This is a genomic window from Candidatus Delongbacteria bacterium, from assembly GCA_020634015.1.
Taxonomy (GTDB): domain Bacteria; phylum CAIWAD01; class CAIWAD01; order CAIWAD01; family CAIWAD01; genus JACKCN01.
This window is the reverse complement of the sequence record JACKCN010000003.1, coordinates 443,256-467,861: the sequence shown is the minus strand read 5'-3', so window position 1 is coordinate 467,861 and position 24,606 is coordinate 443,256. Positions and strand designations below refer to the sequence as shown.

At 64.6% G+C, this 24,606-nt stretch carries 15 protein-coding genes and 1 other RNA gene; 3 read left to right on the top strand and 13 right to left on the bottom strand.

From position 1 onward, the window contains the following. Positions 1–25 precede the first annotated feature (25 nt). From H6678_08620 to ssrA, 8 genes are all read right to left on the bottom strand, one after another. Positions 26–2,260 carry a TonB-dependent receptor gene (locus H6678_08620; protein MCB9473858.1) on the bottom strand — a complete coding sequence of 745 codons (2,235 nt, stop codon included), beginning with the start codon at positions 2,258–2,260 and terminating at the stop codon, positions 26–28. A gap of 190 nt (positions 2,261–2,450) precedes the next feature. Then, on the bottom strand, positions 2,451–2,807 hold the full coding sequence (gene queD / locus H6678_08615; protein ID MCB9473857.1) for a 6-carboxytetrahydropterin synthase QueD: 357 nt from the start codon (positions 2,805–2,807) through the stop codon (positions 2,451–2,453). A 32-nt stretch (positions 2,808–2,839) separates the two neighbouring features. Beyond that, positions 2,840–3,475 (bottom strand): 7-carboxy-7-deazaguanine synthase, encoded by a 636-nt coding sequence (gene queE, locus H6678_08610; GenBank protein MCB9473856.1) that lies wholly within the window; start codon positions 3,473–3,475, stop codon positions 2,840–2,842. Then, a complete protein-coding gene (gene queC / locus H6678_08605) occupies positions 3,476–4,186 on the bottom strand; it encodes a 7-cyano-7-deazaguanine synthase QueC (protein MCB9473855.1) in 711 nt (236 codons plus the stop codon). A 109-nt stretch (positions 4,187–4,295) separates the two neighbouring features. Continuing rightward, positions 4,296–5,786: a hypothetical protein gene (locus H6678_08600; protein MCB9473854.1), complete on the bottom strand. Its 1,491-nt coding sequence runs from the start codon at positions 5,784–5,786 to the stop codon at positions 4,296–4,298. 233 nt (positions 5,787–6,019) lie between these two features. Continuing rightward, complete coding sequence (locus tag H6678_08595) at positions 6,020–8,782, bottom strand: BamA/TamA family outer membrane protein (GenBank protein MCB9473853.1); 2,763 nt, start codon at positions 8,780–8,782, stop codon at positions 6,020–6,022. Then, positions 8,782–13,047, bottom strand: a complete 4,266-nt coding sequence (locus H6678_08590) for a translocation/assembly module TamB domain-containing protein (GenBank protein MCB9473852.1) — start codon at positions 13,045–13,047, stop codon at positions 8,782–8,784. Before H6678_08590 ends, H6678_08595 begins: the two co-directional genes overlap by 1 nt. Before the next feature lie 193 nt (positions 13,048–13,240). Further along, positions 13,241–13,595, bottom strand: a transfer-messenger RNA (tmRNA) gene (ssrA, locus tag H6678_08585). Positions 13,596–13,698: 103 nt separating this feature from the next. Here ssrA and H6678_08580 point away from each other — a divergent pair. From H6678_08580 to H6678_08570, 3 genes are read left to right on the top strand one after another with little or no spacing between them, the layout of a single operon-like run. Beyond that, entirely contained in the window at positions 13,699–16,155 is a 2,457-nt protein-coding gene (locus H6678_08580) for a hypothetical protein (protein MCB9473851.1), read from the top strand. Continuing rightward, entirely contained in the window at positions 16,152–16,871 is a 720-nt protein-coding gene (locus H6678_08575; protein MCB9473850.1) for a DUF1460 domain-containing protein, read from the top strand. Before H6678_08580 ends, H6678_08575 begins: the two co-directional genes overlap by 4 nt. A 5-nt stretch (positions 16,872–16,876) precedes the next feature. Continuing rightward, positions 16,877–17,362, top strand: a complete 486-nt coding sequence (locus H6678_08570) for a hypothetical protein (protein ID MCB9473849.1) — start codon at positions 16,877–16,879, stop codon at positions 17,360–17,362. A gap of 69 nt (positions 17,363–17,431) precedes the next feature. On the opposite strand, the gene H6678_08565 is transcribed toward H6678_08570, so the two are convergent. The 5 genes from H6678_08565 to H6678_08545 all read right to left on the bottom strand — a co-directional run bounded on the left by H6678_08565 (position 17,432) and on the right by H6678_08545 (position 24,537). Continuing rightward, the gene (locus H6678_08565) at positions 17,432–18,112 is read right to left on the bottom strand and encodes an SIMPL domain-containing protein (protein MCB9473848.1); all 681 of its coding nucleotides are present in this window, start codon (positions 18,110–18,112) and stop codon (positions 17,432–17,434) included. Between the two features lie 836 nt (positions 18,113–18,948). Further along, a complete protein-coding gene (locus H6678_08560) occupies positions 18,949–19,662 on the bottom strand; it encodes a methyltransferase domain-containing protein (protein MCB9473847.1) in 714 nt (237 codons plus the stop codon). 718 nt (positions 19,663–20,380) lie between these two features. After that, positions 20,381–22,282 carry a selenocysteine-specific translation elongation factor gene (selB, locus tag H6678_08555; protein ID MCB9473846.1) on the bottom strand — a complete coding sequence of 634 codons (1,902 nt, stop codon included), beginning with the start codon at positions 22,280–22,282 and terminating at the stop codon, positions 20,381–20,383. Next, positions 22,283–23,065 carry a TerB family tellurite resistance protein gene (locus tag H6678_08550; GenBank protein MCB9473845.1) on the bottom strand — a complete coding sequence of 261 codons (783 nt, stop codon included), beginning with the start codon at positions 23,063–23,065 and terminating at the stop codon, positions 22,283–22,285. A 47-nt stretch (positions 23,066–23,112) separates the two neighbouring features. Next, entirely contained in the window at positions 23,113–24,537 is a 1,425-nt protein-coding gene (locus tag H6678_08545; GenBank protein ID MCB9473844.1) for an L-seryl-tRNA(Sec) selenium transferase, read from the bottom strand. Positions 24,538–24,606: the final 69 nt, after the last annotated feature.

Genomic DNA, 24,606 nt, shown 5'->3' with positions numbered 1-24,606 from the left:
GGAAATATCGGTTGAAATGAAATTGTCACTCAGCGGTGGGCCCGGCTGGGTCGTCCGCTTCAAAACCGGTCAATCGTGTTTGCCAATGCAGCCCAAGCCAGAAGGTCCGCCCCTGGAACGGGCCGAAGAGAGGGTCGGTGCGGTCCAGCAGGTTCTCGACCTTGCTCCAGCACCTCAGGTGGTTGGTGAAGGCCCAGGACACACTCGTGTTCCAGATGGCGTAATCCACCGTATGCAGCGCTTCCCCCACCGTCTGCTCGGTCTCGGTGGGCGGGGCGAAGAGCGAACTGCCCGTGTAGCGCCCCCAGAGTCTGGTCTGAAGCGCACCCCGGGAGTAGCCCACGATCCAGTTCGCCGTGTGACGCGGACGATTGAGCAGCTCGCGACCGGAGCTGCGATCCCGCGTCCTCAGCCAGGACCAGGCGAGATCGAGCATCCAGGGGCCGTGCTGCAGATTCTGCTCCAGCTCGATGCCTTCGATCCACGCGGACTTGATGTTGCGGTAGCGATAGATGCCCACATAATAGTCCGTGGTCTGCTCTTCCAGATCAAAGTCGATCAGGTCGTCCAGATTGTGCCTGAATCCGTTCAGACGCAGGCTGTACTCCGGCGCGGGCAGCCACTCGATGCCCGCGTTGAGGTTCAGTGAGTACTCGGGGTCCAGATCGGGATTGCCCTCGATGCGATAGCCCACCGCCTGGTGATCGAACACGAAGGCCAGCTGCTTGGCCGTGGGCGCCTTGTAGCCCTTGCCCACCGAGGCCCGCACGCGCCAGTCCCCGGGCGCATACATCACGGCCATGCGCGGACTCCAGTTGTCACGATAGATGTCGTGATACTCGAAGCGCACGCCGGGCATCAGGGTCCAGTTCCGCAGGCTGCGAATCTCGTTCTGCCAGTAGAGGGTTCCCGCGCTCGTGGTGCGGTCGAAGGGTTCGCTGGTTCCGCCGGACTGACCCCGGATCACGCCGCGATAGCCTTCGACACCCGCGTTGAAGCCATAATGATCGCCATAGGACTTGACGAAGTTCACCGCCAGCTCGCTGTAGTCCTCGTCCGCGTTGTTGAAGTCGCTCCGCAGCCGCTCACCACGCGTGGTGTACTTCTCCCAGCGGTGACGATTGGCCGTGTGATAGAGAGTCCAGGTATACTCGTCGGCCCATTCCGTGTGGCTGTGCCAGGTGAGCACGCCATCGCGACGGGTATTGGTTTCCTCGTCGCGAAAGGGAATGCGCTCGTCGCGCCGGCTGTCCTCGATCCAGTTCTTGTTCTCGTCCATGCTGCGCACGTCCAGCGAGATCTCACCCGTGGCCACCTGCTGTTTCAGGCGCGCATTCAGGTTCAGCCGGTCGGTCTCGAAGACGCCGTCGGTCTCGGTGGTGGTGGGGTCACTGTCCAGTGGGTCCATGTGACGGAACTGGATGCCCAGGTCCATGCTGCGAGTCTCGCTGGCCTTGCCGATGGTGATGCCGCTGGTGTGGTTGATGCCGTCCAGCACGGGTGAGCCATCGCCACGACGGCTGTAGTACGAACCCCCACCCATGTCCACGGTCAGCCCGAACGCATCCGTGGGATGGTCGGTGATGATGTTGACCACCCCACCAATCGCTTCGTTGCCGTAGAGTGTGGACAGCGATCCCTTGACCACCTCGATCTGTCGCACGTTCAGGGTGGCCAGCTGCTCCAGGTCCAGGGCCCCCCGGATGCGTCCCACCACGCGGCGGCCATCCACGAGCACGAGCACCTTGTCGGGGTCGATGCCCTGCAGGCTGACCTGCTTTTCGCCGCCAATGCTCTCGCTGACCGTGATGCCCACCTGGGCGTCAAGTGCTTCCGCGGCCGTGAAGGCCGAGCGGGCGTGCATCTCGCTGGCGCGCAGCAGCTCGGTGGCCACGGGCACATCCTTGAGATGCTGGGCCGAGCGGGTGGCCGTGAAGACCACGTCATCCATGCGGGCACGGGTGGGCACGAGCAGCACGGTCAAGGGCGGGGGAGCCTGCTCCCCGATGACCGTGGGCACCTCAAGGGGCAGATAGCCGAGGTGGCTGGCGGAGAGAGTCAGTGGCCCGGCCTGCAGACCCGTGATGATGAAGGCACCGTTCTGGTCGGTGGCAGCGCCCTGGGTGCTGCCGACAACCGTCAGGTTGACGGCCTCCAGTGGTCGGTGGGTTTCCGCGTCCCGCACGTGTCCCGTGAGGGTGACAGCCTGGATTCCGGGCACGAAGAGGAGGCACAGGGCAAACAGGAGGCGTGAAAACATCGTCTTCCGGGAGCTGGATCGTGAACGACGCCGACCTGTGCCGCGGATATGCAGATCGTATCCGGGTCCGCGTCGGCAGGACATGGCGAACGATCCAATCTTCGCATCCGGTCGAGGGGCAATGGTCATGCAAAGGTCGCGCGAGACAGAACTCAGGGAGGCGGTCTTCCGGTTCTCTCACGCGTCCTGATCACTGTCCGTGGTAGCTGCAGCCTGATGTGCAGGTTTCGTGGATCACGAGCCGCGAGAGCCCCGGAAGCCGGGGTTTCAGTCGCTGCCAGATCCAGATGCAGAGCTGTTCGCTGGTGGGATTCTCGAGGCCCTCGACCTCGTTGAGGTAGTGGTGATCCAGTTGGTCGTGGATCGGCTGGAAGGCCGCCTTGATCTCGGCGAAGTCGACGATCCAGCCGCTGTCCTCGCCGGGCTCTCCGGATACGAAGACATCCACCCGGAAACTGTGGCCGTGCAGACGGGCGCACTTGTGCCCCTCGGGTACACGGGGCAGACGGTGGGCGGCTTCCAGATGGAAGGTCTTGAAGATGTCCATGGGATCTTTCCTGAAATGGGAAACTGCGCGGGTCAGGGCAGCCCAAGCAGCTTGTGCGTCTGCAGGCTCAACGCCCAACGGGGGTGAGCCAGACACCAGGCTACGGCCAGTTCGGTGTTGCGCTCGCGCTCGGGACCATCCATCGGTTGCAGCAGGTAATGCTCGAACTGTGTGTGGGGCAGTGCGTCGGGCATCAGCGCGGGCTGGGGAAACACCAGTTTCAGTTCCTGGCCGCTGCGTTGCACGAAGGGGGCGCCCGCCTTGGGACTGACGCAGATCCAGTCGAGACCCGGCGGTGCGGGCAGGCTGCCGTTGGTCTCCACGGCCACCCTGAATCCGGCAGCGTGCAGGGCCTGCAGAAGCGCGTCATCGACCTGCAGCAGGGGCTCGCCCCCGGTGAGCACGATCAGGCGACTGGTCCCCTCGGGTTCCGGTTGCAGCGCGAGGGCAGCAGCGGCCAGCTCATCCGCCGAGTCGAAGCGGGCTCCGCCCGGTCCGTCGGTCCCCAGAAAATCGGTATCACAGAAAGTGCAGACCGCGCTGGCCCTGCCGGACTCGTGACCGTTCCAGAGATTGCAACCCGCCATCCGGCAGAAGACCGCGGGTGTGCCGGACTGGCGCCCTTCACCCTGGATGGTGTAATACATTTCCTTGACGAGGTAGGCCATTCAGGGACGTGCCCCCGGCTGGTATCCTGCCGGATCGGTCACGCCCAGCCGGCGGAACCCGCGCAGGCGCAGCAGGCAGGCATCACAATGACCACAGGCCAGACCCGCGGCATCCGGGTCGTAACAGGTGGTGGTCAGGGCATAATCCACGCCCAGGGCCAGTCCTTCGGAAATGATGCGGCTCTTGTCCCATTGCATCAGCGGGGTGTGGATCACAAGTTCCTGGCCTTCGACACCCGCACGGGTGGCCAAGCGCGCCAGGCGCTCCCAGGCCTGGATGTACTCGGGTCGGCAGTCGGGGTAACCGCTGAAATCCAGTGCATTCACACCGATGAAGATGTGGGACGCGCCCAGCACCTCGCACCAGGCCAATGCGAAACTCAGAAAGATCGTGTTGCGGGCCGGCACGTAGGTAATGGGCACGCCCTGGTGCTGGTCCACTGCCTCCGCGGACTCGCTCTTGGGAACATCGATGCCGCTGGTGAGGGCCGACCCGCCGAAAGCGGCCAGATCGATGCGACTCACCAGATGCCGCTCGGCGCCCATGGCCCGGGCCACACGGCTCGCGCAGTCCAGCTCCAGACGATGACGCTGCCCGTAGTCAAAACTCAAGGCATGACAACGGTAGCCCTGCTTGCGGGCGATGGCAAGACAGGTGGTGGAGTCCAGACCTCCACTCAACAGGACCACCGCGGCAGGATCGGAGGGCATGCGGACTTTCCTTCAACTTGTGGGATGAGGCGCCCAAGGTAGAAAACACCCAGAATGAGAACGCCCCCTTCGACGGGAAGGGGGCGTTGCAATTCACAGGGTGCGTCGGTCAGGGACAGACGGCCACGATCTTGTAGAACTCCATGCCGGAATCCATGGAAACGCTCCAGGTGGTGCTGCCACCCGTGGTGATGTCCAGGGCAGTGAAGGGTTCGTAGGGAGTCTTGGCGGTCAGGATCCGGTAATCGGTTGCGCCCGGGATGGCGTCCCATGACAGAGTGAGAGTGCCATTCAGGTGGCTCATGCGGACGTCATTCACGGGCGGGCAGGCGATGGTGTTCAGGCAGAACGCGAAGTCCTGGTTGAACCCACGCCAGGTCTGGGTATTGTTGTTCCAGACCAGACTGGATCCATCGCCGTTCTGGCTGTTGAGCCAGGCGAACCAGCAGCCGGGGGCCGCGACGGCTTCGATCTCGAGCCAGCCCGTGTACAACTGCAGGGGCACAGGCAGCTGGAGCTGGTAGGTGCGGCTGATGAAGGGGAAGCTCCAGAAATAGGGAGTGCCCGTGGGGGTGCCGGTGGTGGTGAGGGTGAACTCGCTCACCTGCTCGCCGATGCTGCCGTTGTCATCGGCATGGAAGGTGACGTGGAACTCTTCGGTGAAATCATTGCAGCTCTGCCAGGCCACGCCGTTCCAGGCGACGCTGGTGCCGGTCAGGTCCACGGAGCCGATCACACCGTCCACCTGGAAACGCTCGGCACGGGGTCCGAACACTCCGTCGGTGAGCCAGAAGCCCCAGTTCTCGTTGGGCTGGCTGGCGACCTGGCAGGCGGGTGCCGTGGGAGCATGGCTGATCAGGCAGTAGTTCAGGTCGAAACCCTGGCTGGCCCAGGTGCTGGATGCTCCATTCTTGAACAGTGAATGGCTGTCGGTGCCTTCGACGCTGGTCAGCTGCCCGAAGTAACAGTCGCCGCCGATGGCCTGGATGCTCAACCAGCCGCGCTGGATGTTCTGGGGTGCACTCAGCGGCAGCGACCAGGTGTAGAGGCGGGTCGCCTCGGTACCGGCATAGGTCATGGGGCCCGGGACACCCGTGGAATTCACCTGTTCGTCCATCAACAAGGTGCCCGGTTCGCCCGCGAGGTCGGAGTAGATGCGGACCCGGAAGCCCAGTTCGGCCGATCCGCAACTGACGAATCCGCCTTCGAAGCCGACCTGGAAGCCACTGACCTGAATCTCGTCGAAGCCTTCGTCGCCCTGGAAGAAATCCGTGCGCTCGTAGTATTCGCCGTAGAAATCACTCTCGACCAGCCAGAACCCCCACTCCTCATCGCTCTGGGCGGGAGGCTGGCAAGCGCTGGTGACGGTGACCTCGCCCACGCCCGCTTCGCTCTCGGGTCCGCCCAGTCGCGTATTGATGTGCGGAAGTCCGTCGTTTCCGTCACCCGAATCGGGGGCGCCTCCCACCAGATTCAGGATCGCGGGCGAGAACCCGCCACCGCCGGCGGCGATCAGCGCCTGCAGTTCGGGAGATTGGCTGCTTGTCGGCTGCCCCGTGGCATTGGCCGCAGCCAGTGCGGTGGAAGAGGCGAACAGCAAGAGTGACCCCTTGACTGCCAGATGGATAAGTCTGTTCAGGCCCATGGCGAGCTCCAGTGGTTTGTGATGGCATGTCGAGATTTTAGCTGGTCGGGGGGGCGGATCGCACGCCACTTGGTTGGAAGTCCGGGACAATCCGGTACGGAAATAGCGAAAGAGAAAGTTGAATCAAAGAGATTTCAGCGATTTGGAGAACCAGTGCCGGTCATCGCACGCTCCGCATGCCCCGAGAATCAGATCGGATACCCCAGACTGAAATGGAATCGGCCCGCGTCCTCACCCGGTCGACGAGCCAGTTTCCAGCCATGCACCACGCCAACCGGGCCGATCGCCGTCTGCCAGCGCAATCCAAGCCCTGCACCCGTGCGCGGTTGTTCCCAGTCCGCCCAGTTCCACCCTCCAGCCAACACCCCCTGATCGGCGAACAGAACCAGTTCGAGACTGTGGCCCAGTGCGGTCCGCAGTTCCCAGGCACCGGAGAGGGCCACCGGCCCTCCCAGCGCGGCACCCGATGCATCACGGTAGAGCGAGTTCTCGGCGTATCCGCGCACACTGCGGCTGCCGCCCAGAAAATACAGGCGATCGGGACTGAGCACATTGGCACCCCAGACAGGTCGGGCCTGCCCCAGACGCACCAGGCCCGCCACGATGAAGCGATCGCCCAGAGAACGATAGGCGCGCAACTCCGAGTCCAGCCTGAGGAAGTCCTCCAGTCGGTTGTCAAGTCCGTGTGACAGTTCGGCATTCACCGAGCCCAGGATGCCCTTGCGCGGACGCAGGAAGTTGTCCCGGGAATCGAATCGCAGCGAGGGCGCGAGGCTCAGGCGATCGCGCGGATCCAGAGCAGCCGCCGACAACAGGCTGTCCAGTTCACCCGTGAGGCTTCGGGCCAGACTGCCGAAGAGCTGGCGCTGCTCACGCACAAGGGACGCTCCCATGCGCCAGCGCGAGCCCAGCTCCTTGTCCACGCCCAGTTCCAGACCGAAGCTGCGCGCGCCAAAGTTCTGGTTCAGCAGCTCCTGCTTCTCGTAATACACCGTGGCCGCCCCCGAGAGTCGCTCGCCAAGGAAGCGTGGATCGATCAGTCCGCTCTCCGCGCGCATCAGGGTCTGGCTGGCCCGCCCTCCCAGCCAGAGGTGGCGCGCCTTGCCGAAGAGGTTGCGATTGCCCACTCGCGAACGCAGATACAGGCCATCGGAGCTGTGGTACCCACTGGCCCCTTCCACATACCAGGGCGGCTTCTCCTCAAGCTCCACCAGCACATGCACTGTGTCACGCAGTTGACTCATGCCCAGTGTGCGCAAGCGGGCCGAGGCGAGAATCGGCTGGTTCTGCAGCCGTTGCTGGCCCTTCAGCAGAGCCTGGCGCGAGAAGGGCATACCCGCGGGCAGATCCAGCTCGCGGGCCAGAAAACGGGGCGAGGTGTGAAAATTGCCCCGGAAGAACAGTTTGCCCATGCTCTGTCGCGGACCGGGGTTCACGCTCACATCCAGACGGGCGCGTGTGCTGTCGGCATTCAGTACCAGTTCCTGATCCAGCGAGGCCCGCAGATGACCTTGGCGGGCCAGGGCCGCCAGCAGGCTGCGCTCCTGGCGATCGAGCACTCCCGGAGTCCAGATGCTGTCGCCGACAATGACCTGCTGCAACAGGCTGTCGGGAATGCTGCCCGCACCGGGTGCGGCATGCAACACGGTTTCCAGCTTGCTGGGCCGGCCCTCCTGGATCACGAATCGGATCGCGACCCGGCTCGAGTCTTGCGAGAGCTCGTGCGTCAGGTCCACCGTGGCATGTCGATAGCCCAGATTCTGATACAGATTGAAGAGCGCGTCGGCGTCTTCCTTGCTCAACTGCTCATCCCAGATCCGCCCCTTGCGCGAGAGGACATTGCGCAGCAGCCGATCGTTGCCGATCTGGTGGTTTCCACTGAGATCAACCGCGCTGATCCGGGTACGCGGTCCTTCCGTGATCCGGTACCGTACCGTTCGCAAGTGTGCGTCATCGTCCACCCGCGGCGCATCCAGTTCGATCGTGGTGAAGGGATAGCCCTTCCGATGGTACAGCTCCAGCATCGCCTGCAGATCCCGACGCAGAGTGGCGTCGGCCCGATTGCCACGTTCGGTGAGGCTGGAACTCCTGGCCAGGCGGGATCTGCCCAGTCTGTGATGCCCATCGTAGGTCACGCGGTAGAGCGGCCCCTCGTGGACGGCCAGGATCAGATCCAGGCGTGGCGAGTCACCGTCAGCATCACGGGCCACCCGGGTCACGGACACGGTGAACTCCGGATATCCTTTCTCCCGATACCAGCTGCGCAGGGATTCCAGATCGTCCTGGAGTTCCTGTTCCTGGAATCGCCCGGCTTCACCCGGCAGATAGTGGTGGCGCCAGGTTTTCAGTTTCCAGCGCAGGCGGCTCCCCGAGAACGCATGGTTGCCCGTGAATTCCAGCGATCCCAGCCGCACGTAGCGGTCGGATTCCAGCTCGATCTGGATGGTGCAGGTGGCGTCGACACTGTCCACAGCGGTCACAAGTCTCACATCATTCAGCCGGCGCCCCGAACGACGGTAGAACTCGCGAATTCCCTCGGCCTGTCCAGCCACTTCCAGCGAGTCATACACGTCACCCGGGTAGATGCTGAGCACATCCAGAATCTCCCGTTCGAAGAAGGGCCGCTGGCCACTCACCTTGATGTTGGAAATCAGCAGCGCGGCAACCAGATGCACGTCCAGCACGGGAGGAACCGATGTGCTGTCCAGATCCAGCTGAATCCTGCTGAAGAAACGGCTGTCCTCCAGCAGTTGGCGGGTCTGGTCCAGGGAATGGGCCGAGAGGGGGAGCAGGCCGCCATCGGGAAGCAGAGCGCGTGCCACACTCTCGAGCTCGGCCTGGCGCCCGCCAGCGCCCGTGATCGTCACACGGGACTGCAGATCCTCGGCGAAGAGAACCGCGGCGCTTGCCAGCAGAACCAGGCAGAGCAGGCCGAACAGGCGGGTGGCCATCAGCGGAACTCCCTCTTCAGCTTCAGTTCGCCCCCGACTTCCTGGGTGCTGTTCTGGAATCCGCTGAGGCTCAGGTCGTCCAGCAGGCGGTATTCGACGGTGCCCGTGCGCACCAGGCTGCCCTTGCTGGCTTCGACGCTGTAGTACGTGGTCAGACGGCGCGACAGGCTCTTGCCCACGGTCAGGCGCAGGTTCTCGCTGGCCGTGTCCCCCTCCCCGCTGCGGCCCATTTCCACATCCAGCACGTCCAGCCCACTCAGCTTTCGCAGGCGTTCGCTGGCGGAAGCGACCAGCAAACGGGCCAGTACCTGTTGAGGACTCAGTTCACCGCCACCGGTCAGGTTGGCCAGGTCGGCACTGCGGCGGCCGGTGAGCAGAATCGAGAGCACATCCTCATCCTCCTCCATCGGCAGCGAACTCAACAACAGACGCGGTTCGCTGGCCGTGCCCGTGACACGCAGCGTGATGGACCACTGCTCGCCCAGACCTTCGCCCTGGGGCGCCACCAGCACCGTGCTTTCGATATCCAGTTCCGGGTCGATGCGATCGGGATTGACGAAGTCCAGGATGCCCCGTGTGATGCTGAACTCGCGCCCCGCGAAGCGCAGGGTACCGTCCAGCAGACTGGCCCGGCCACTGGGCAGGGGTTCCAGCAGATGTCCACGGATCTGCAGATCCGGCGCCAGGCTCGTGCTCAGCAGATTGTTCTCGACCACGAAGGGGCGCCGGGTGCGCAGGGCCAGATCCAGTTCCATGTTGCGCAGCAGCGGGTTGGTGGATTCGCTGACCGTGGCGCTCTGGCGCTCGCGCCCCCGGCTGATGAAACTGACCAACTGCCCGGGATTGAGCTGCAGGTCGCCGTAATACAGGCCATCCAGGATCTGCACATCCCCCGTGAGACGGGATTGGCGCGAGTTGCCTCTGGCCCGCAGATCCAGCTCCAGCAGTGTCGAGGCCGTGCCCTGCAGCTCCAGTTGCAGGGACTGGGCGCGCAGGCGCAGATCCAGACTGTCGGGCTGGAACTCGCGCAGCCCCACCAGGCCCCCCGCCTGGAAACGTCCCCCATCCAGGGACCCGCTCAGGTCGTCCAACCAAAGGTTGTTGCCCTCCAGGCGCATCCGGGCATTCACCCCGTGCAGGCGCTGATCGAGCACGGGCACAAGCAGGCTCAGGCTGTCCAGTTGCAGATCCAGTTCGGGATTGGGTTCGGACATGCTGCCGGCCAGTCTCCCCTGGAGGGCCAAGTCCCCGTTCAGGCTGCCCAGCACGGGCGTGAAGGGTGCCGCCAGGTCCAGAGGCAGGCGGGCGTTCAATTGATAGTCGAGTGACTCGACCCGGCCCTGACCGGCAAGGTCCAGAAATCCATCACTGGGTGTGACAAGGTGGAAGGAATCGATGCTCAGCGTGTTGTGGCCCCAGCTGGCCAGCAGGTTCCGACCACTGGCCAGCGGGCGCTGCCAGGCCCCCAGTGCCAGTTCGGGAATGCTCAGGCTGGCCTGCAGGGCTTCAGGATGTTGCAGCGAGCCGTCCACCTGGATCGACAGCGCCGTGCGCAGACTGAGGAACTCATAGCCGGCCAGCGCCAGGTAGGAATCCAGTTGCTGCTCGGGAATGTCCAGGCGGGCATTCAGCAGTCCGCTGGCCGGATGGTAGCGCGCGTCCAGGCGGAAGAACTGCTCTCCGCTGAGGGTAAGTGTGTCTCCATCTCCTCCCAGGCGCAGTCGCAGGGGCAGCAGCCTCGTATCCCCGTAACGCAGCGAGTCGGCGTTGAGCCAGCCCGACAGATGGGGTTCACGGGCAGTGCCATGCGCGGTCAGAGTCAACTCCAGACGCCCCGAACCTTCGGGCAGGCGACTGAGGGATTTGAACAGCTCCAGAGACAATGGATCCGAGCCCAATGTGAGCGCGAATTCCCCGTCGCGCGTCACCAGACCGGAAAGGCGCAGTCCCAGATCGTGATCCAGCACGATCCGGCAACTGTCGACACGTGCCGTGTCCGCGGCGACATGCCCTGCCAGATTCAGTTCGCGCAGGTCCTGCCAGGGCGATTCGAACTCCGCCAGATGCAGCCTCAGGTCCGCCCGTGGATCACCAATGCTTCCCGTCAGCTCCACCCAGGCCTTGAGACTGCCCGAAATCGGGTCGGAGAGTGCCAGCGGCAGACTCGCGAGTCGGGGTGCGTCCAGCACCAGGCTCGCCTCAACCTTTTCGCTGTTCAGATTCAGGCGTGCGTCACCGTCGAGAGACAGTTCCTGCACACGCAAGCGCAGCGAATCCAGGCGTGCGATGCCGGCGGCCAGCACCAGATTCCCGTCCGCAGCCAGCGAGACCGTGTCGGCCAGTCCTGGAGCCAGCAGGCTCTGGCCACTGATCTGGAGCCTGGCGGAGCCCGCCATCCGCTCGGGGTCGCTGCCGGTGCCCGACCCGGTCAGACTGCCCGTGACACGGCCTTCGAAAGTCAGCCCCGGAATCAGCCCGGCCAGATCCAGCGAATCCAGGCTGAGCCGCGTGTTCCACTGCGGATCGCGGGCGCGCAGGCGCTGATCCGCCAGAGCGCGCCAGCCATTCGGGCTGCGGGCCTCCAGCTCCAGTCGCTGGCTGCCACCGGACCCCAGGTCCAGATGTTGCTCCAGCTGCAGGGAGTGTTCACTTGCCGTTGCCTGCAGATCCAGACTGTCCAGTGTCAGGCCCGCCAGCACCCCGGGCCCATGGGCGGCGTTCAGACTCAGGCGTGGCTCAAGCAAGCTGCCATCCAGGCGCATCCGGCCACTGAGGAGCCCCGCGTCCGCAGCATTCAGCGCGTCGCCCAGCGGCAGTTCGGAACTGTCCACCTGCCAGTGTGTGCTGAATGCCAGACTGCTGTCGGCCAGATCCGCGCGTCCGTTGCCGCTGGCCTGCACTCCGGGCAGTGCCAGCGCCAGGCTGTCCAGCGTGAACACCGTACCGCGCACTGTCATCCCAAGGCCCAGTCGCGCGTCCTGCGGGGTCTTGTCACCGCGCAGTTCCACGCCTGAGGCACCAGTCGCCAGAGCCAGGGTGGCCCTCAGCCCGGGCCAGTCGATGCCCTGGCCGGAAGCGTCAAGTGAGCCACCAAGCCATCCCTGTGACACGGATGAAGCGAGCCAGGGCGCCAGATCCAGCTCCTGCCACTGGCCGTTGGCCGTCCAGCTGAGGTTCTCGTGACGCAGACTGTCCAGAATTCCCGCGGGAAGTGCCTCACGGGCATCCAGCTGCAGGTTCAGGGTTTCGCGGCCCCCGCCGCCCATGTAGAGATGTTGGCTGAGGGCCAGCACGCGCTCGTCCAGAGCCAGCTCCAGCACCAGGGAGTCGATGGGTGCGCGGTCGTGCACCAGCTCACTCAAAACGATGTGCGAACGCAGGCTCGGATCCTGGACGGCTCCATGCAGCTCGAGCTGCCCCACCAGCAATCCTCCGCCGAGTCCCGGGTCCGCTGGCAGCAGACCCAGTTCTTCCAGTCCGAGCTGGAACTGCAGGGCCAATTGGGCGCGCGTGTCCGGCCAGGCCGTGTGCGCGCTCGCATCCAGTCGCAGCTGGCTGCTGGATCCGGTGCGGGCCTGGATCACGAAGGACTCCAGTGTCTCACCGCTGAGTGTGCCGGCAAGTCCCAGGCTGTCCAGTGTCCAGGCCCGCTCGGCGGGTTGGACGGTCAGTGAGGTCAACGCCAGTTCGAGTCTGGCCTCCGGGTCGGGCCAACGGGCGGAGGCACGCAGATCCAGCGTCTCGAGGCTGGCACGCGTGAGCCCGCCCACACGCTCCAGCTCGAGTCCCAGTCCGTCGATCTGCAAGCGGTCCAGCTGGAACGAAGGCGGTTCGCCAGAGCCTGTGAACGAGCTCTCCAGCGTGTCCGACATCAGCGGGGCGAAGGGGGCGAGCAGAGTGAGGCTGCCCGATGGCCCGGTTTCGAGGCGCAACCAGGGTTCCGTGATCCGCAGATCACGAATCCGGATCTGTCCACGCAGAAGCGCCCAGGGCGAGAGCTGGATCCGCAATCCGGACACGGAGGCAAGTGTGTCATTCGCCGCATCCAGCAGGACCAGATCATGCAGCTCCAGGCGGATGGAGTACGGCGCCAGACTCAGTCCACCCAGTTCGAACCGCCCGTCCAGTTGCTGATTCAGGCGCGCCAGGAGCGAGCGTTGCAGTGGGCGAATGTTCAGCAGAAATGGCAGCAGCAGCACCAACAACAGCAACCCGCCCACGATGCGGACAGGCCAGCGGAACAGGGTGCGAATGCGGAGTTTCATGAGTCCGGTGTTCTTGGCCGGTCGGAAGTCGCCTGCTGCGGTGGGCGTCGACCGGGGTCGGGTGTTCGGCGTCGACCCGGTCACGGGCCCCCGGAAGGTGCCAAACCTTGGGCAGAGGCCGAAGTGGACATTCGGGGCAGGAGCAGCAACGGACCGGTTCAGGACCTCTTGCGAGACCCATCACCGGTCCGTTGCATGGAGACGGAGGGAGTCGAACCCTCGTCCGAAAAAGCGCTCCACGGCCGATCTACATGCTTATTCCATTGTTTGATCTCGTTCCGGTTGCGCCAATGGACAGGCTCGCCCGAAACCAGGCTGTGGTTCTCATCCGATGGCTCCAGCCAGGACCATCGGACCAGACCGCTGGGGTGACGAAGGAACCGGCGGCGGCGGTCGCGCCAGCCGGGCTTCGGCTACCTAAGATTAGGCAGCGAGAGCGTAATCGTTGCCGATTAATAGTTTGCCGAAACTTTTAGCGTGGTGCTCCGGCACGTCCACGGCATGCACGACTGTGTCACTGCGATCCCGTCGAATCCACGAACGTCCCCAGTGTTCGTTGGGAGGGCGAGAATAGGACAATTGCCCCGCCCGCACAAGGGCCACCCGTCACGCCCCACAGCTTCGTGGCCCCCATCGAAGGAAGGATGAAGAGTGAGCAACCATGCCTTCCGTTTTCTGCCCCTGCTGAGCCTGCTGCTGGGTCTGGCCGTGGCCGGCCACAGCGCGCCTTCGGCCGGGGATCTGGATCAACTGCGGCTCGCTCTGGCCCACCCAGCGTTCGAGAGCAAGGCTGCTGTACGGAATCAGCGCCTTTCCTGGCCAGGACTGGACCTGCAGCTGGAGAAAGGGACGTTTCAGCGATTGCACCTTCCCGGCCCCGGTCGGGGCATCTGGATGCTGCGGTTCGAAGGCCGCTCCCGTGCCACCCTGAGCGCGCGCGACTCGCTGGAAGCCCTCCTGCTGCAAAGCGGGGACGGCGCCGACCTGCAGTCCCGCAGGATCCGCAGTTTCCTGCTGCTGTGCGACCGCTTGCCGGCGGAGCTGGAATCGCTGTCCTGGCAACCCGTGTCCACCGGCCTGTTCGCTCGCCTCAATCGCCGTCTGGGCAACGACGATGCCGCCGCGATGGCGCGCACGGCCTGGCCAAGCCTTCTGATCGACTTCCTTCAGAGTGACGAACGCGGGGAGTCGCTGGCTTGGCTCCAATTCAGGCGGCCGCGACTCTGGGCAAGGCTGAGCGGCGGCGGACCGGATCCGCTCGATCCGTCGACCCTGCTGCTGCGACCGCTGCACTTCGGCAGCAGCCTGTTCCGTCCCCTGGCCGAACTGGCTGACGACCTGCCCGACTCGGGCGTGGGCCGCGAACAGCCGGCCCCATATTCGCACCCTGACTGGACCACGGACAGCCTGGCTCTCGAACTGAACGTCGACGCCGTGCTGTCCGCCCGCTGGACCGCCCGCCTGAACGGCACGCTGACCCGCCCGAGCTCCGTGATTCCCGTGCGTCTGGACCCGGGCGCACGGCTGGACAGTGTGCACTGCGCCGAGAGTCCAGTTTCGCTCTGGCTGCCGCATGCCGGCGGGCTGGACAGTCCGGGTTCTCCTCTGATCTATCTGATCTTCCCTGAGGAACTGCCCGCCGGACGGCTGCATCTCAGCCTGTTCGGCGAAGGCTCGCTGAACCTGGCCACCCGCAACAAGGGCGGTCAGCTTGAGTATCCCTTGCGGGCCTGGCACCCGGAACCCGCGGATGGCGTCACACGAGTGCCGTGGGTGCGACTGGATCTGGAATCATCCGCACCCCTGGCTCTCGGCATCAGCAACGGCATTTTGGTGCCGCCGGGCGACGGAGACTCGCCCTCCCGCCTGCAGTGCATGATCCGCAATGCGCGCCTGCCCGTGCTGCACGCCCTGCCGCGGCGCCAATTGCAGACCGATGACGGCATGAGTGTCTTCGTGCCGGAAGCCGACCCAGCCCTGCTGGCGGGTCCGGCGAACACGGGCACCAGTTTCTGGCGCTACGAGAAGGACACCGTGCTGGACTCGGTGCGTCCCTGGCGGCCGGGAAATCCGGCGGCGCCCGAGAGCGGGGCCCTGCTGGACCCCGTGCCCGGCGATGGTTTCGCGCGCTCGCTGGCCAAGTCCAATCCCGGCAGGCAGGACGGAGCGCTGGCGGATCTGCTGCCGCTGAACACGGCGCTGAGCGAGCTGCTGCTGCCGCTGGATCACGATCCCGTACTGCTGGCCGAGTGGCGACGGAGCGAGCGTCCCGAGAGTGATCTGCGTGATCTGCTCTACTCGCCCGCGGCCGGCGATCTTCCCGGACGCCTGCCCGCGGCAGCCGTCTGGAACGGTGGCGGCGAGGCGGCCCTGCAACGGGCCACCGCACTGGCCGGGCAGTGGTGGGGTGGAGTGGTTCCGCTGGAAAACGGCACACCCGACTGGCTGCGCGATGGCCTCCGTCTGGCCACGGCCCTCATCGCCGTCGAGCAGGTGCACGGCGTGAGCACGGCCAATCGCCTGCGCGATCTGGCACACGCCCGGATCCTGAACCACCAGCGTTACAATCCGCATCCCGAGCTGGCCCTGCCGCTGCTGGGGAGCCGAGCCGACGGGGGCTGGCACGATCCGGGCAGCCAGGAGAGTCTGGACTGGCGCTTCGCGCTGCTGTTGCAGAACCTGCGCGACGCCAGCCGGGACCCGGCCAGTCTCTCCGACGCCCGTTTTCGCCGCTTCCTGCGGGACCTGTACTACAGTCTGCAAAGCGGCAGCCTGAACCTGGCCGTGATGCAGGAGAAACTGAGCCAGCATCTGGGACCCTGGGCGGGCGGACGTTTTGCCGATTTCCAGTCGCGCGTCGATCACCCCGAGGTGGTGGCGCGGTTGCAGCAGGGTGACGGCATGCTGGATGTGCATCTGACCCGCCCGAGCGACTCGGGCACGCTGACTGTGCCGCTGCTGATCCAGCCTCCTGAAGGTGAGCCGGAACTGTACTTCCTGGAACTGACCGAGCCGGATCAGCATTTCCTGCTGGACCTGGACCTCGAGCAACTGGCGGGCTTCCGCCTGGATCCCTGGTTTTCGCTATCCCTGGAGGTTGAGCCGTGATCCAGTCCCGCCCGGTTCGCATGCTGCTGCTGGTCCTGCTGGCCTGTTGCGTCACGGACAATGCCCGTGCGGCAGTCCAGGAAGTGGCCAATGATCCCTCCCCCAGAGCCAGCGCGATGGCCGATGCGGGTCTGGCCCGAGTGGGTCGCCCCTACGCAGCCAATACGCTGATTGGCTCGGCGACACGCCCTGAGCAACTCGTGTGCCGGGAGGACTCGCTGGACTGCATGACCTTTCTGGAAGTCTGCGCGGCCGCCACGGCTGACACCGGTTTCTGCGAAGGCCTGCAGGCCTGGCGCTACGCGGACGCCCGGGTGGACTGGAGCAAGCGCCTGCACTTCTTCAGTGACTGGGCCGTGGCACACCCGGAGCTGGAGGACATCAGCGCTCGCCTGCCGGGCGCGCAGTTGCGGAACAAGGTGTTGAACCAGAAATCGGATGGTGGCCAGTGGCTGCCCGGACTGGGCACGCAGGAGCGCACGCTGACCCGGGTGCCTCCGTCCGCAGCCCTGCTTGACAGTCTGCGGACCGGGGATCTGGTCGGCTTCTGGAACGATGCGGCCGGTCTGGATGTGAGCCACACGGGCATGATCGTGCGCCGTGATGGCGAGGTATTGTTGCTGCACGCCAGCAGCCTGAAGCACCGGGTGATTCTGGAACCGCTGGTGGCTCACTCGAAGTGGAAGAATGGCCTGATCGTGCAGAGGTTCCGATGAGATGGATGGCCTGGCTGCGACACGCCGATCCGGCTCCCGGTGGAATTTCACAGCGGGGGCGCTTGCAGGCCCAGCGACTTGCCATGCTGTTGCCGCGGCCAGTCGTGGGTGATTCGGTGTTGATGATTCCGTCGACGGCTCCACGCGCCCGGGCCACCGCCGAGGCACTGCTGGCGGCATGGACCACGGAGTCGGTCATGGTGCACCCGGACTCGCGACTCTGGAGTGGGCCCGATCGTCAGGGCGACGCGCAGGGTTTCGAGGACCATGAGGAGCGGATCCTGCCCTGGGTGATCGCGGCCGGTGCCGATGTGAGCGCGCTGCTTGTCGTGACGCACTACGAACTGTGTGGTGAGGTACTGGCACTGCTGGCCAAGGGCCTGGGAACACGCGGCGACCTTCCCGAGCAACTGGATCGGGGGCAGGGCGTGCTGTTTGACCTGCAGCTGAGACGGCATGGGTTTCTCGATGGCACAGCCAGCAGCGACTGACCCATCAGCCTGCTGCACGGCCTGCCCGCGAATCGGGGATGGACTTACACCTTGATACGGTGCTGCCGATCACTCGATCACGTACTCCACATGCACACGGGTGCTCACCTGGATCCGCTGAACCGAAATCTCCGAGGAGCGATCGGCCACGATCAACACGGGATCGAGACTTCCGCCCCGTGCATGGAAGGCGCCTTCATTGTCGATGGTGAATCCGCCGGAGTTCTTCGTTGTCTGATATCCTCTCTCCTCCAACGGTCCCGCGCCATCAATGGAAATCGTGTACACCTTCCCGAGTGACACTCCCAGAGCCGTCGCGAACTGCTCTGCGCGACGTCTTGCATCGTTGCTGGCAGCCAGAATTGCTTCACTTTTCAGTTCGTCTTCCTTGCTGGTACTCCATGCGGTCCGGCCCATGGTGAAACCATGAGCGGACATGATGGTCGTCAGTGTATCCAGCAATTGCATGTTGTACACGTTCACGTCAATTCTCTTGTCAAGCCGGACATCCATGCGCCGCTTTGTCCTGTAGATGTCCCGCCGGGACAGATTCCCCAGCCAGTATTCGATGTCCGTCTCATCATGACTGTCCAGCCAATCCAGCACCTCGTCGAGATTCTCGGAGACAGTTTCGCTCACGACTTCCAGCGTCTTGCTGGTCGCGTTGAGATTGAACTGGATGCTGACCTGGTCCGCCTCGACGGAGGCCTTGCCCTGTCCATTGATGTACAACATGGAGGCCAGGCCCATCTCACTTCCGGCGGCGTGACTCGAGGGAGACAGGGCCAGAAGAATTGCTCCGCACAGCACGGCAATTCGATGAATGAACCCTTGCATGGTCGTGTTCCTCAACTCTGAATGTGTCTTTGAGCGCTGCCAATGACAGCGTGGTGTTGTTCATCCGACGTCATGTGTGAACCGATCCGGTGACTCAGTGTGGTCCACAAACAGAATAGCTGTTGGATGAGTCATGATTTCTGGACACTTGTGATCCGGGGGTTCTCCTCCCACCCACCGCCTCCACCACCCACCCGGGGCACGCTGGAAGGCGAATTCTGTTCCTTGGAATGCAGACCCGGGCCAAATTTCAATCACTGTGTGTCAGGAATATTGGACAGCCGCTTTCTGGAGGTTAGTCTCTCCCACCCACCGCCTCCACCACCCACCCGGGGCACGCTGGAAGACGAATTCTGTTCCCTGAAGAGCAGGGTCGGGCCAAACTTCCAGGGATGCGTGTCAGGTGAGTTGAACAGTCGATTTCTGGAGGCGCGTCTCTCCCGCCCACCGCCTCCACCACCCACCCGGGGCACGCTGGACGGCAAATTCTGTTCCCTGAAGAGCAGAACCGGGCCAAGTTTCCAAGGATGTGTGTCAGGCAATCTGGACAGGCGCTTACTGGAGGTGCGCCTCTCCCGCCCACCGCCTCCACCACCCACCCGGGGCACGACGGGGGACGAGATTTGTTCCCTGTTGTCGTACAGGGGCAATGAAAACCCCGTTAACATGTCAATCAAAGTGGACACGCACAGGAACAAGACCAGCGCCAGCAAAAACATTTTCCAGACACGGACCCTTCCCGACCCTGATCACCGCGCCTCTTCCCGTCTGCCCCAGGCGCGCAACGCGGGAGCACTGCGGAACCCATGCCGCGCCAACTGTTCACGAAGCCGCTCGCCGCGGTCGAACAAAGCCCGGCCCTCGGGAGAGTCATCACACCAGGCCTGGTAGCGCGCAATCACCGGTTCCAGATGCTCTTTCAGCTCCGGATTGAAGGGGTTTGAGTCCGCATCGATCCGGTCCTCGACCAGCCAGCTCACGCCTGGCATGTTGTTCAGGAGTGAGACCAGACTTTCACGCGGGAAAGTCTCGTTGTGCTGCACACTGCGGCTCCGATCCACGGCCGCCCACCAGTGGTGCAGTTCCACATGGGTGCGGGCCGCCGGGTCCTCGGTGTCCCGGTACATCTCCTGCACCACCAGCCAGCCTCCCGGGCGCAGCACGCGCCGCATTTCCTTCAGGACCATGTCGGGGTCGGCCAGATGATGAAGACTGTGAGCGATGGACACCGTGTCGAAACCGCCGTTGGGAAAGTCGAGGTGCTCCCCCGCCATCGTGTGCAGTTGATGGGGCAGGCTGGCCAGTGCGTCACGGGCAGCCTCCAGTGCGCTTTGACTGCTGTCGATGGCCACCAGCTCCCGCAGGCCGCCGATTTCCTGCACAAGTTCGAGCGCGAAGTTGCCTGCACCGCAGGCCACATCCAGCAAGCGGCCGAGGCGATCGGGCCGGGTGAGAGTGGACATGGCTGTGTTCTCCTTCGATTGAATGAAGAGATGGGCACGCTGCGCTTTGCCCATCCTACGATGAGCTGCCTGGGCTTGTAGGATGGGCAAAGGCCGAAGGCCGTGCCCATCAATCATCCACACCGCCGTCCAGGATGAAAATGACCAGGCCTTCCACGTCCGCCCGTGGATTGCCCACGGGCTACATATGTGTTGTGCCCCATTCGGGGCTTGGCGAAGGTCGATCGTTCAGTGAAATCGACAAGTCGCCACCCACAATCGGTCATTCCCGCGCAGGCGGGAATCCCGAGCGATTGCACGGCACACCTTGCGTCTCTCGGTGAATCCACGTCCGCCCGTGGATTCACCACGGGCTACATATGTGTTGTGCCCCGTTCGGGGCTTGGGTGGGGCAGATTCCGCAGAGCATGATGGGCACGCTGCGCTTTGCCCATCCTACGAGAGCGCCCCGCAGGGGCATCTCATTCTCAGCCCAAAGCAACGCTTTGGGGTGTTTCGTAGCAAACCCATCCCTCCTCGAGTGATCCACGTCCGCCCGTGGATTCCCCACGGGCTACATATGTGTTGTGCCCCATTCGGGGCTTGGCAAATGGGATTTTGGAACGGATTGTGGGCTGCATCGTGCCGGCTTCTCAGTTGCGTTCGGCGTGTAACCCCTCGGGGTTCCCGCTTGCGCGGGAGTGACGAAGTTCTTGTGTGTGCGAAATCTCTCGAGTCATCATTCGAGGAAGCGGCGGTCGTTCTCCACGCGTTCGGTGATGCGGGTCTTGTCCAGGTATTCGAGCAGTGGAACGGTGAAGCGGCGGGGGGCGTCCAGACACTGGCCGGCCTGGGAGACGCTGAAGAGGCCCCCGGGCAGGTCGGCGGCGAAGGACCGCAGGCGCTCGAGGATTGTGGCGTGACACGCGGGTGTCAGTTGCACCTCGGGGGAAATCGCCAGCAGGGCGCCTTCGTTCTGCAGCAGGTTCAGCAGGCGGCGCACATCACTGGCCGGGAGTTGCAGTTCCTGGGCCAGCTCGACGGGGCGCGGCGGGGGCAGGGTGCCGGGCTGGAAGCGGGCCAGCAGCGCATCCATGCTGGTACGCAGCTTGGCGGGAATGGTGACTTCGTGGGTCCGTTCGGCCACACCGGCACCCTCGATGCGCAGGCGGGACGAGGCTTGCTGAGTCAGCAGGTGGTCGAACAGTGCGTTCTCGCTGGCCACACCGCTGCGGCTGCGCAGCTCGGCCAGGGGCATCAGGGCCTGCTCGGGGAAGCGCTCGTGATACAGGCGCACCTGCTGCACCAGGCGTTCGCTCAGGGCCGCAAGGGTGGCAGGCAGCGCCCAGCCCGCTTCACCAGCGCTTTTCAATTCGACCAGCACACCCGTGTCCACCAATGAACGCAGGGCCGGCTCCAGTTCCTGAACAGTGCCTCCGAAGCGGCTCTGCACGTCGCCCAGCTTCCAGAGTGGCTGGTGCGAGACCTGCATCAGGGCGGGCAGTTCCTCGGCCACCGTTCCCGAGCTGTTGAGGCCGGCCAGTGTTTCCTGCACGCGTGTCGCGTGGGGCCGGTGACGCAGCGGGCGCGGATCCAGCACCTGGCCGCCGCCAATGGTCTGCATGGGCGAGTAGCGACGGATCACGAAGCGATCGTCCTTGAGTGCGGCCACCGGCTCTTCCAGGCGCAGCTGGGCCACGGCGCGCATGCCGGGAGAAAGTACTTCCAGCCCCAGCAGCACCACGCGGGCCAGGATTTCCGAGGTGCCGATGTGCACGCGCACCCGGTCGCGATTGGCCAGGGGCGGACTGCCGGGCAGCAGAGTCAGGCTCACGTCCAGCAGCGTGCCGGGTTTGAGGATGCCCGGGGTGGCCAGGATGTCGCCACGCTGCACATCGTCCAGTGCCACGGCCTGCAGGTTGATCGCGGCCCGGTCGTTCTGGCTCACACTCGCGACGGGCTGGCCATGGGTCTGCAGGCCGCGGGCCTTGGTCCGCCGCAGGCTGGGCAGCAATTCCAGTTCGTCACCGGTCTTCAAGCGGCCCGAGAGCACCGTGCCGGTGACCACCGTGCCGTGGCCCTTGACGCTGAAGGCGCGATCCACGGCCAGACGGAAGATGCCCGATTCCTGCACCGGGGGCAGTTCGGCCAGCTGAGCCTGCAGACCGCTGCGCAGTTCCTCGATGTCCGCGCCGGAGAGGCTGTCCACGCGATGCAGGGGCGCGTGTTCCAGGAATGTGCCACGCACGAACTCACGCAATTCCTCGCAGACCAGTTCCAGCCAGTCCGAATCGACCATGCTGGTCTTCGTGACCACGATGGTGCCGCTGCGGATGCCCAGCAGCTGCAGGATGTCGGTGTGTTCGCGGGTCTGGGGCATGATGCCGTCGTCGGCGGCCACCACCAGCAGCACGTGGTCCAGGGTGGCCACGCCCGTGATCATGTTCTTGATGAAGCGCTCGTGACCGGGCACATCGATGACCGTGACCCCATCGCCCAGGAAGGCCACACCCAGATCAATGGTGATCTGGCGTTCGCGTTCCTCGCGCAGGGTGTCGGTGTCCATTCCGGTCAGGGCCTTCACCAGGGCAGTCTTGCCGTGGTCGATGTGACCGGCCGTGCCGATGACGATGTGTGACACCTAGATCCCCCGCTCCTTGCGGATCAGCTCCCAAGCGTTCTGGATCTTCTTGAACTTCTCCTCGGCGAAGGCGCGGTATTCCTCGCCCAGGCTCTGCACACGGTCCGGGTGGAATTTCTTGGCCAGATCGCGGTAGGTCTTCTTCAGCGTATCGGTGTCGGCACTGCGCGGCACCCCCAGCACCTCGAATGGGTCCTCCTGCATGCCTGTGCCTGTGGGCCGGCTGGACCCGAACACGGTGCGCATGTCCTGCTCGGACACGCCCAGCAGTGTCCCGATCTCCATGATCGCGCGGGTTTCCTCGGAATTCAGCTGGCCGTCGGCCATTGCGATGGCGAAGAGCAGGTGACACATTTCCAGCCGGCCGGCATAGTCCAGATGCACCACGATCTGGGCCGTCACCTCGCGCACATCCACCGGTCGGTTGAGGATCTGCCTGAACATCTGCAGCATGTCACGGGCCTCGTCGGGTCCGAAGCGCCGCACCAGAAAATCGCGCACGCGCTGAACCTCGGCACTGGAGGTGTGCCCGTCGGCGCGAATCACGTGGGCGAACAGCACCAGCATGGCCACCGCGAAACTGCCGCCCTGATTGCGCGAGAAGCGGCTGGTGTGCTGGTGCACGAAATCCTGATTGCGGTAGTAGTCGTAGGGAATGTCCTCCGTGCGCTCGCCGCGCTGGTCGAAGGTATTGCCGATCACGCCTCCAATCAGCGCTCCGATCGGTCCGAAGACGGCCCAGCCGATGCCGCCGCCAATGATCTTGCCTGCCCAACCCGCCATGCTTACCTCGTTTCAGTCGACAGTACCCTGCCATTCAGGAGTGCGCGTCAATTGAGCACACCCGCCAGGCTCTCTCCCAGCAGCGTCTCTTCTCCAGGCAGAATCGCCTTGAAGTCCAACCAGAGCGCTTCCTCGCGCACGGCTCCCACCACCGCGGGAGTCCCGCAGCGCAGATCCCGTTGCAGGCGCGCGGCACTCAGTTTCGAACTTGTGATACGCAACGCCACGCTGGCCACATCCTCTTCCGGCAACGCACCCGATCCGGTGCGCGCCAGACTGTCCACCACCTGTATCCGGCCGTGTCCAAGGGTGAATTCAATGGCATCCGGAGCCACACCCAGCACCGTCAGGCTGTTTCTGGCCCGCAATCGCACCTGCTCCCGGCTCTCGCTGAGCATGCGATGCACGGGCAGTGCGGCCAGAGCCTCGCCGCCCTCGGCGTGGATCGACAGCACGGCTTCCAGCACGGCCAACCCCAGCTTGTCGCAGCGCAGTGCGCGCAGCAGGGGTGCCTTTTCCAGTCTGGCAATCAGCTCGCGCCGCCCCACCAGCAGCCCGGCCTGGGAAGCGCCCAGCAGTTTGTCGCCGCTGAAGCTCACCAGGTCGGCTCCCGCCGCCAGAGACTGTTCCACCAGCGGTTCGGGTTCCCGGAATCCGCCCAGCTCATGCAGAGCGCCACTGCCCAGGTCGTCCAGCAGCAGGCAACCATGCTCGCGCGCCAGCCGGGCCAGCTCGCCCAGCTCGACCTGGCTGGTGAATCCGCTGATCCGGTAGTTGGATGGATGTACGCGCAGCAGCGCCGCCGTGCGCGGTCCCAGCGCCTGCAGATAGTCGCTGGCATGGGTGCGGTTGGTGGTGCCCACTTCCACCATGCGGGCCCCGCTCTCGCGGATCACATCGGGAATGCGGAAACCGCCGCCGATTTCCACTTGCTGCCCGCGAGACACGATTACCTCGCGGCGACGGCAGAGTGCCTGCAGCATCAGCAGCACGGCCGCGGCGTTGTTGTTGCAGACCAGGGCACCTTCGGCCCCGGTGAGCAGACAGAGCAGCTCGGCTACCCGCTCGTGACGCACACCGCGGGCACCCGTTTCCAGACGGAACTCCAGGTTGGTGAACGAGCGTGTGATGCGCTGCAGGGCTTCGCGGGCCTGCTCGGGCAGTGGAGCGCGCCCCAGCCCCGTATGCAGGATCACTCCGGTGGCGTTGATCACGTGCAGCATGCCACCGGTCAGCAGACGACGCGCCTGATCTGCAATCTGACTGGCCAGTGTCCCGGTTTCGGGCAGATGCCGTCGCTTTCCCGATTTCAGTCCCGTGCGCAGGCGCTCCACTTCCTGACGGCAGAGACGCACCAGAAGCGGGCGTGCGGGCAGGCCCGGCTTCGACAGGACCGGTTCGGCCAGCAGGCTGTCGATGGAAGGCAGGGCCGCCAGCAATTCCTGCAGGGGCCGCTCGGGTGTCTGGGTCACGGAACGTCCGTTCTGTCGGGCATGGGATTCTGTGCCGACCGGATCACTCAGGTGGATCCGATCCGCTGC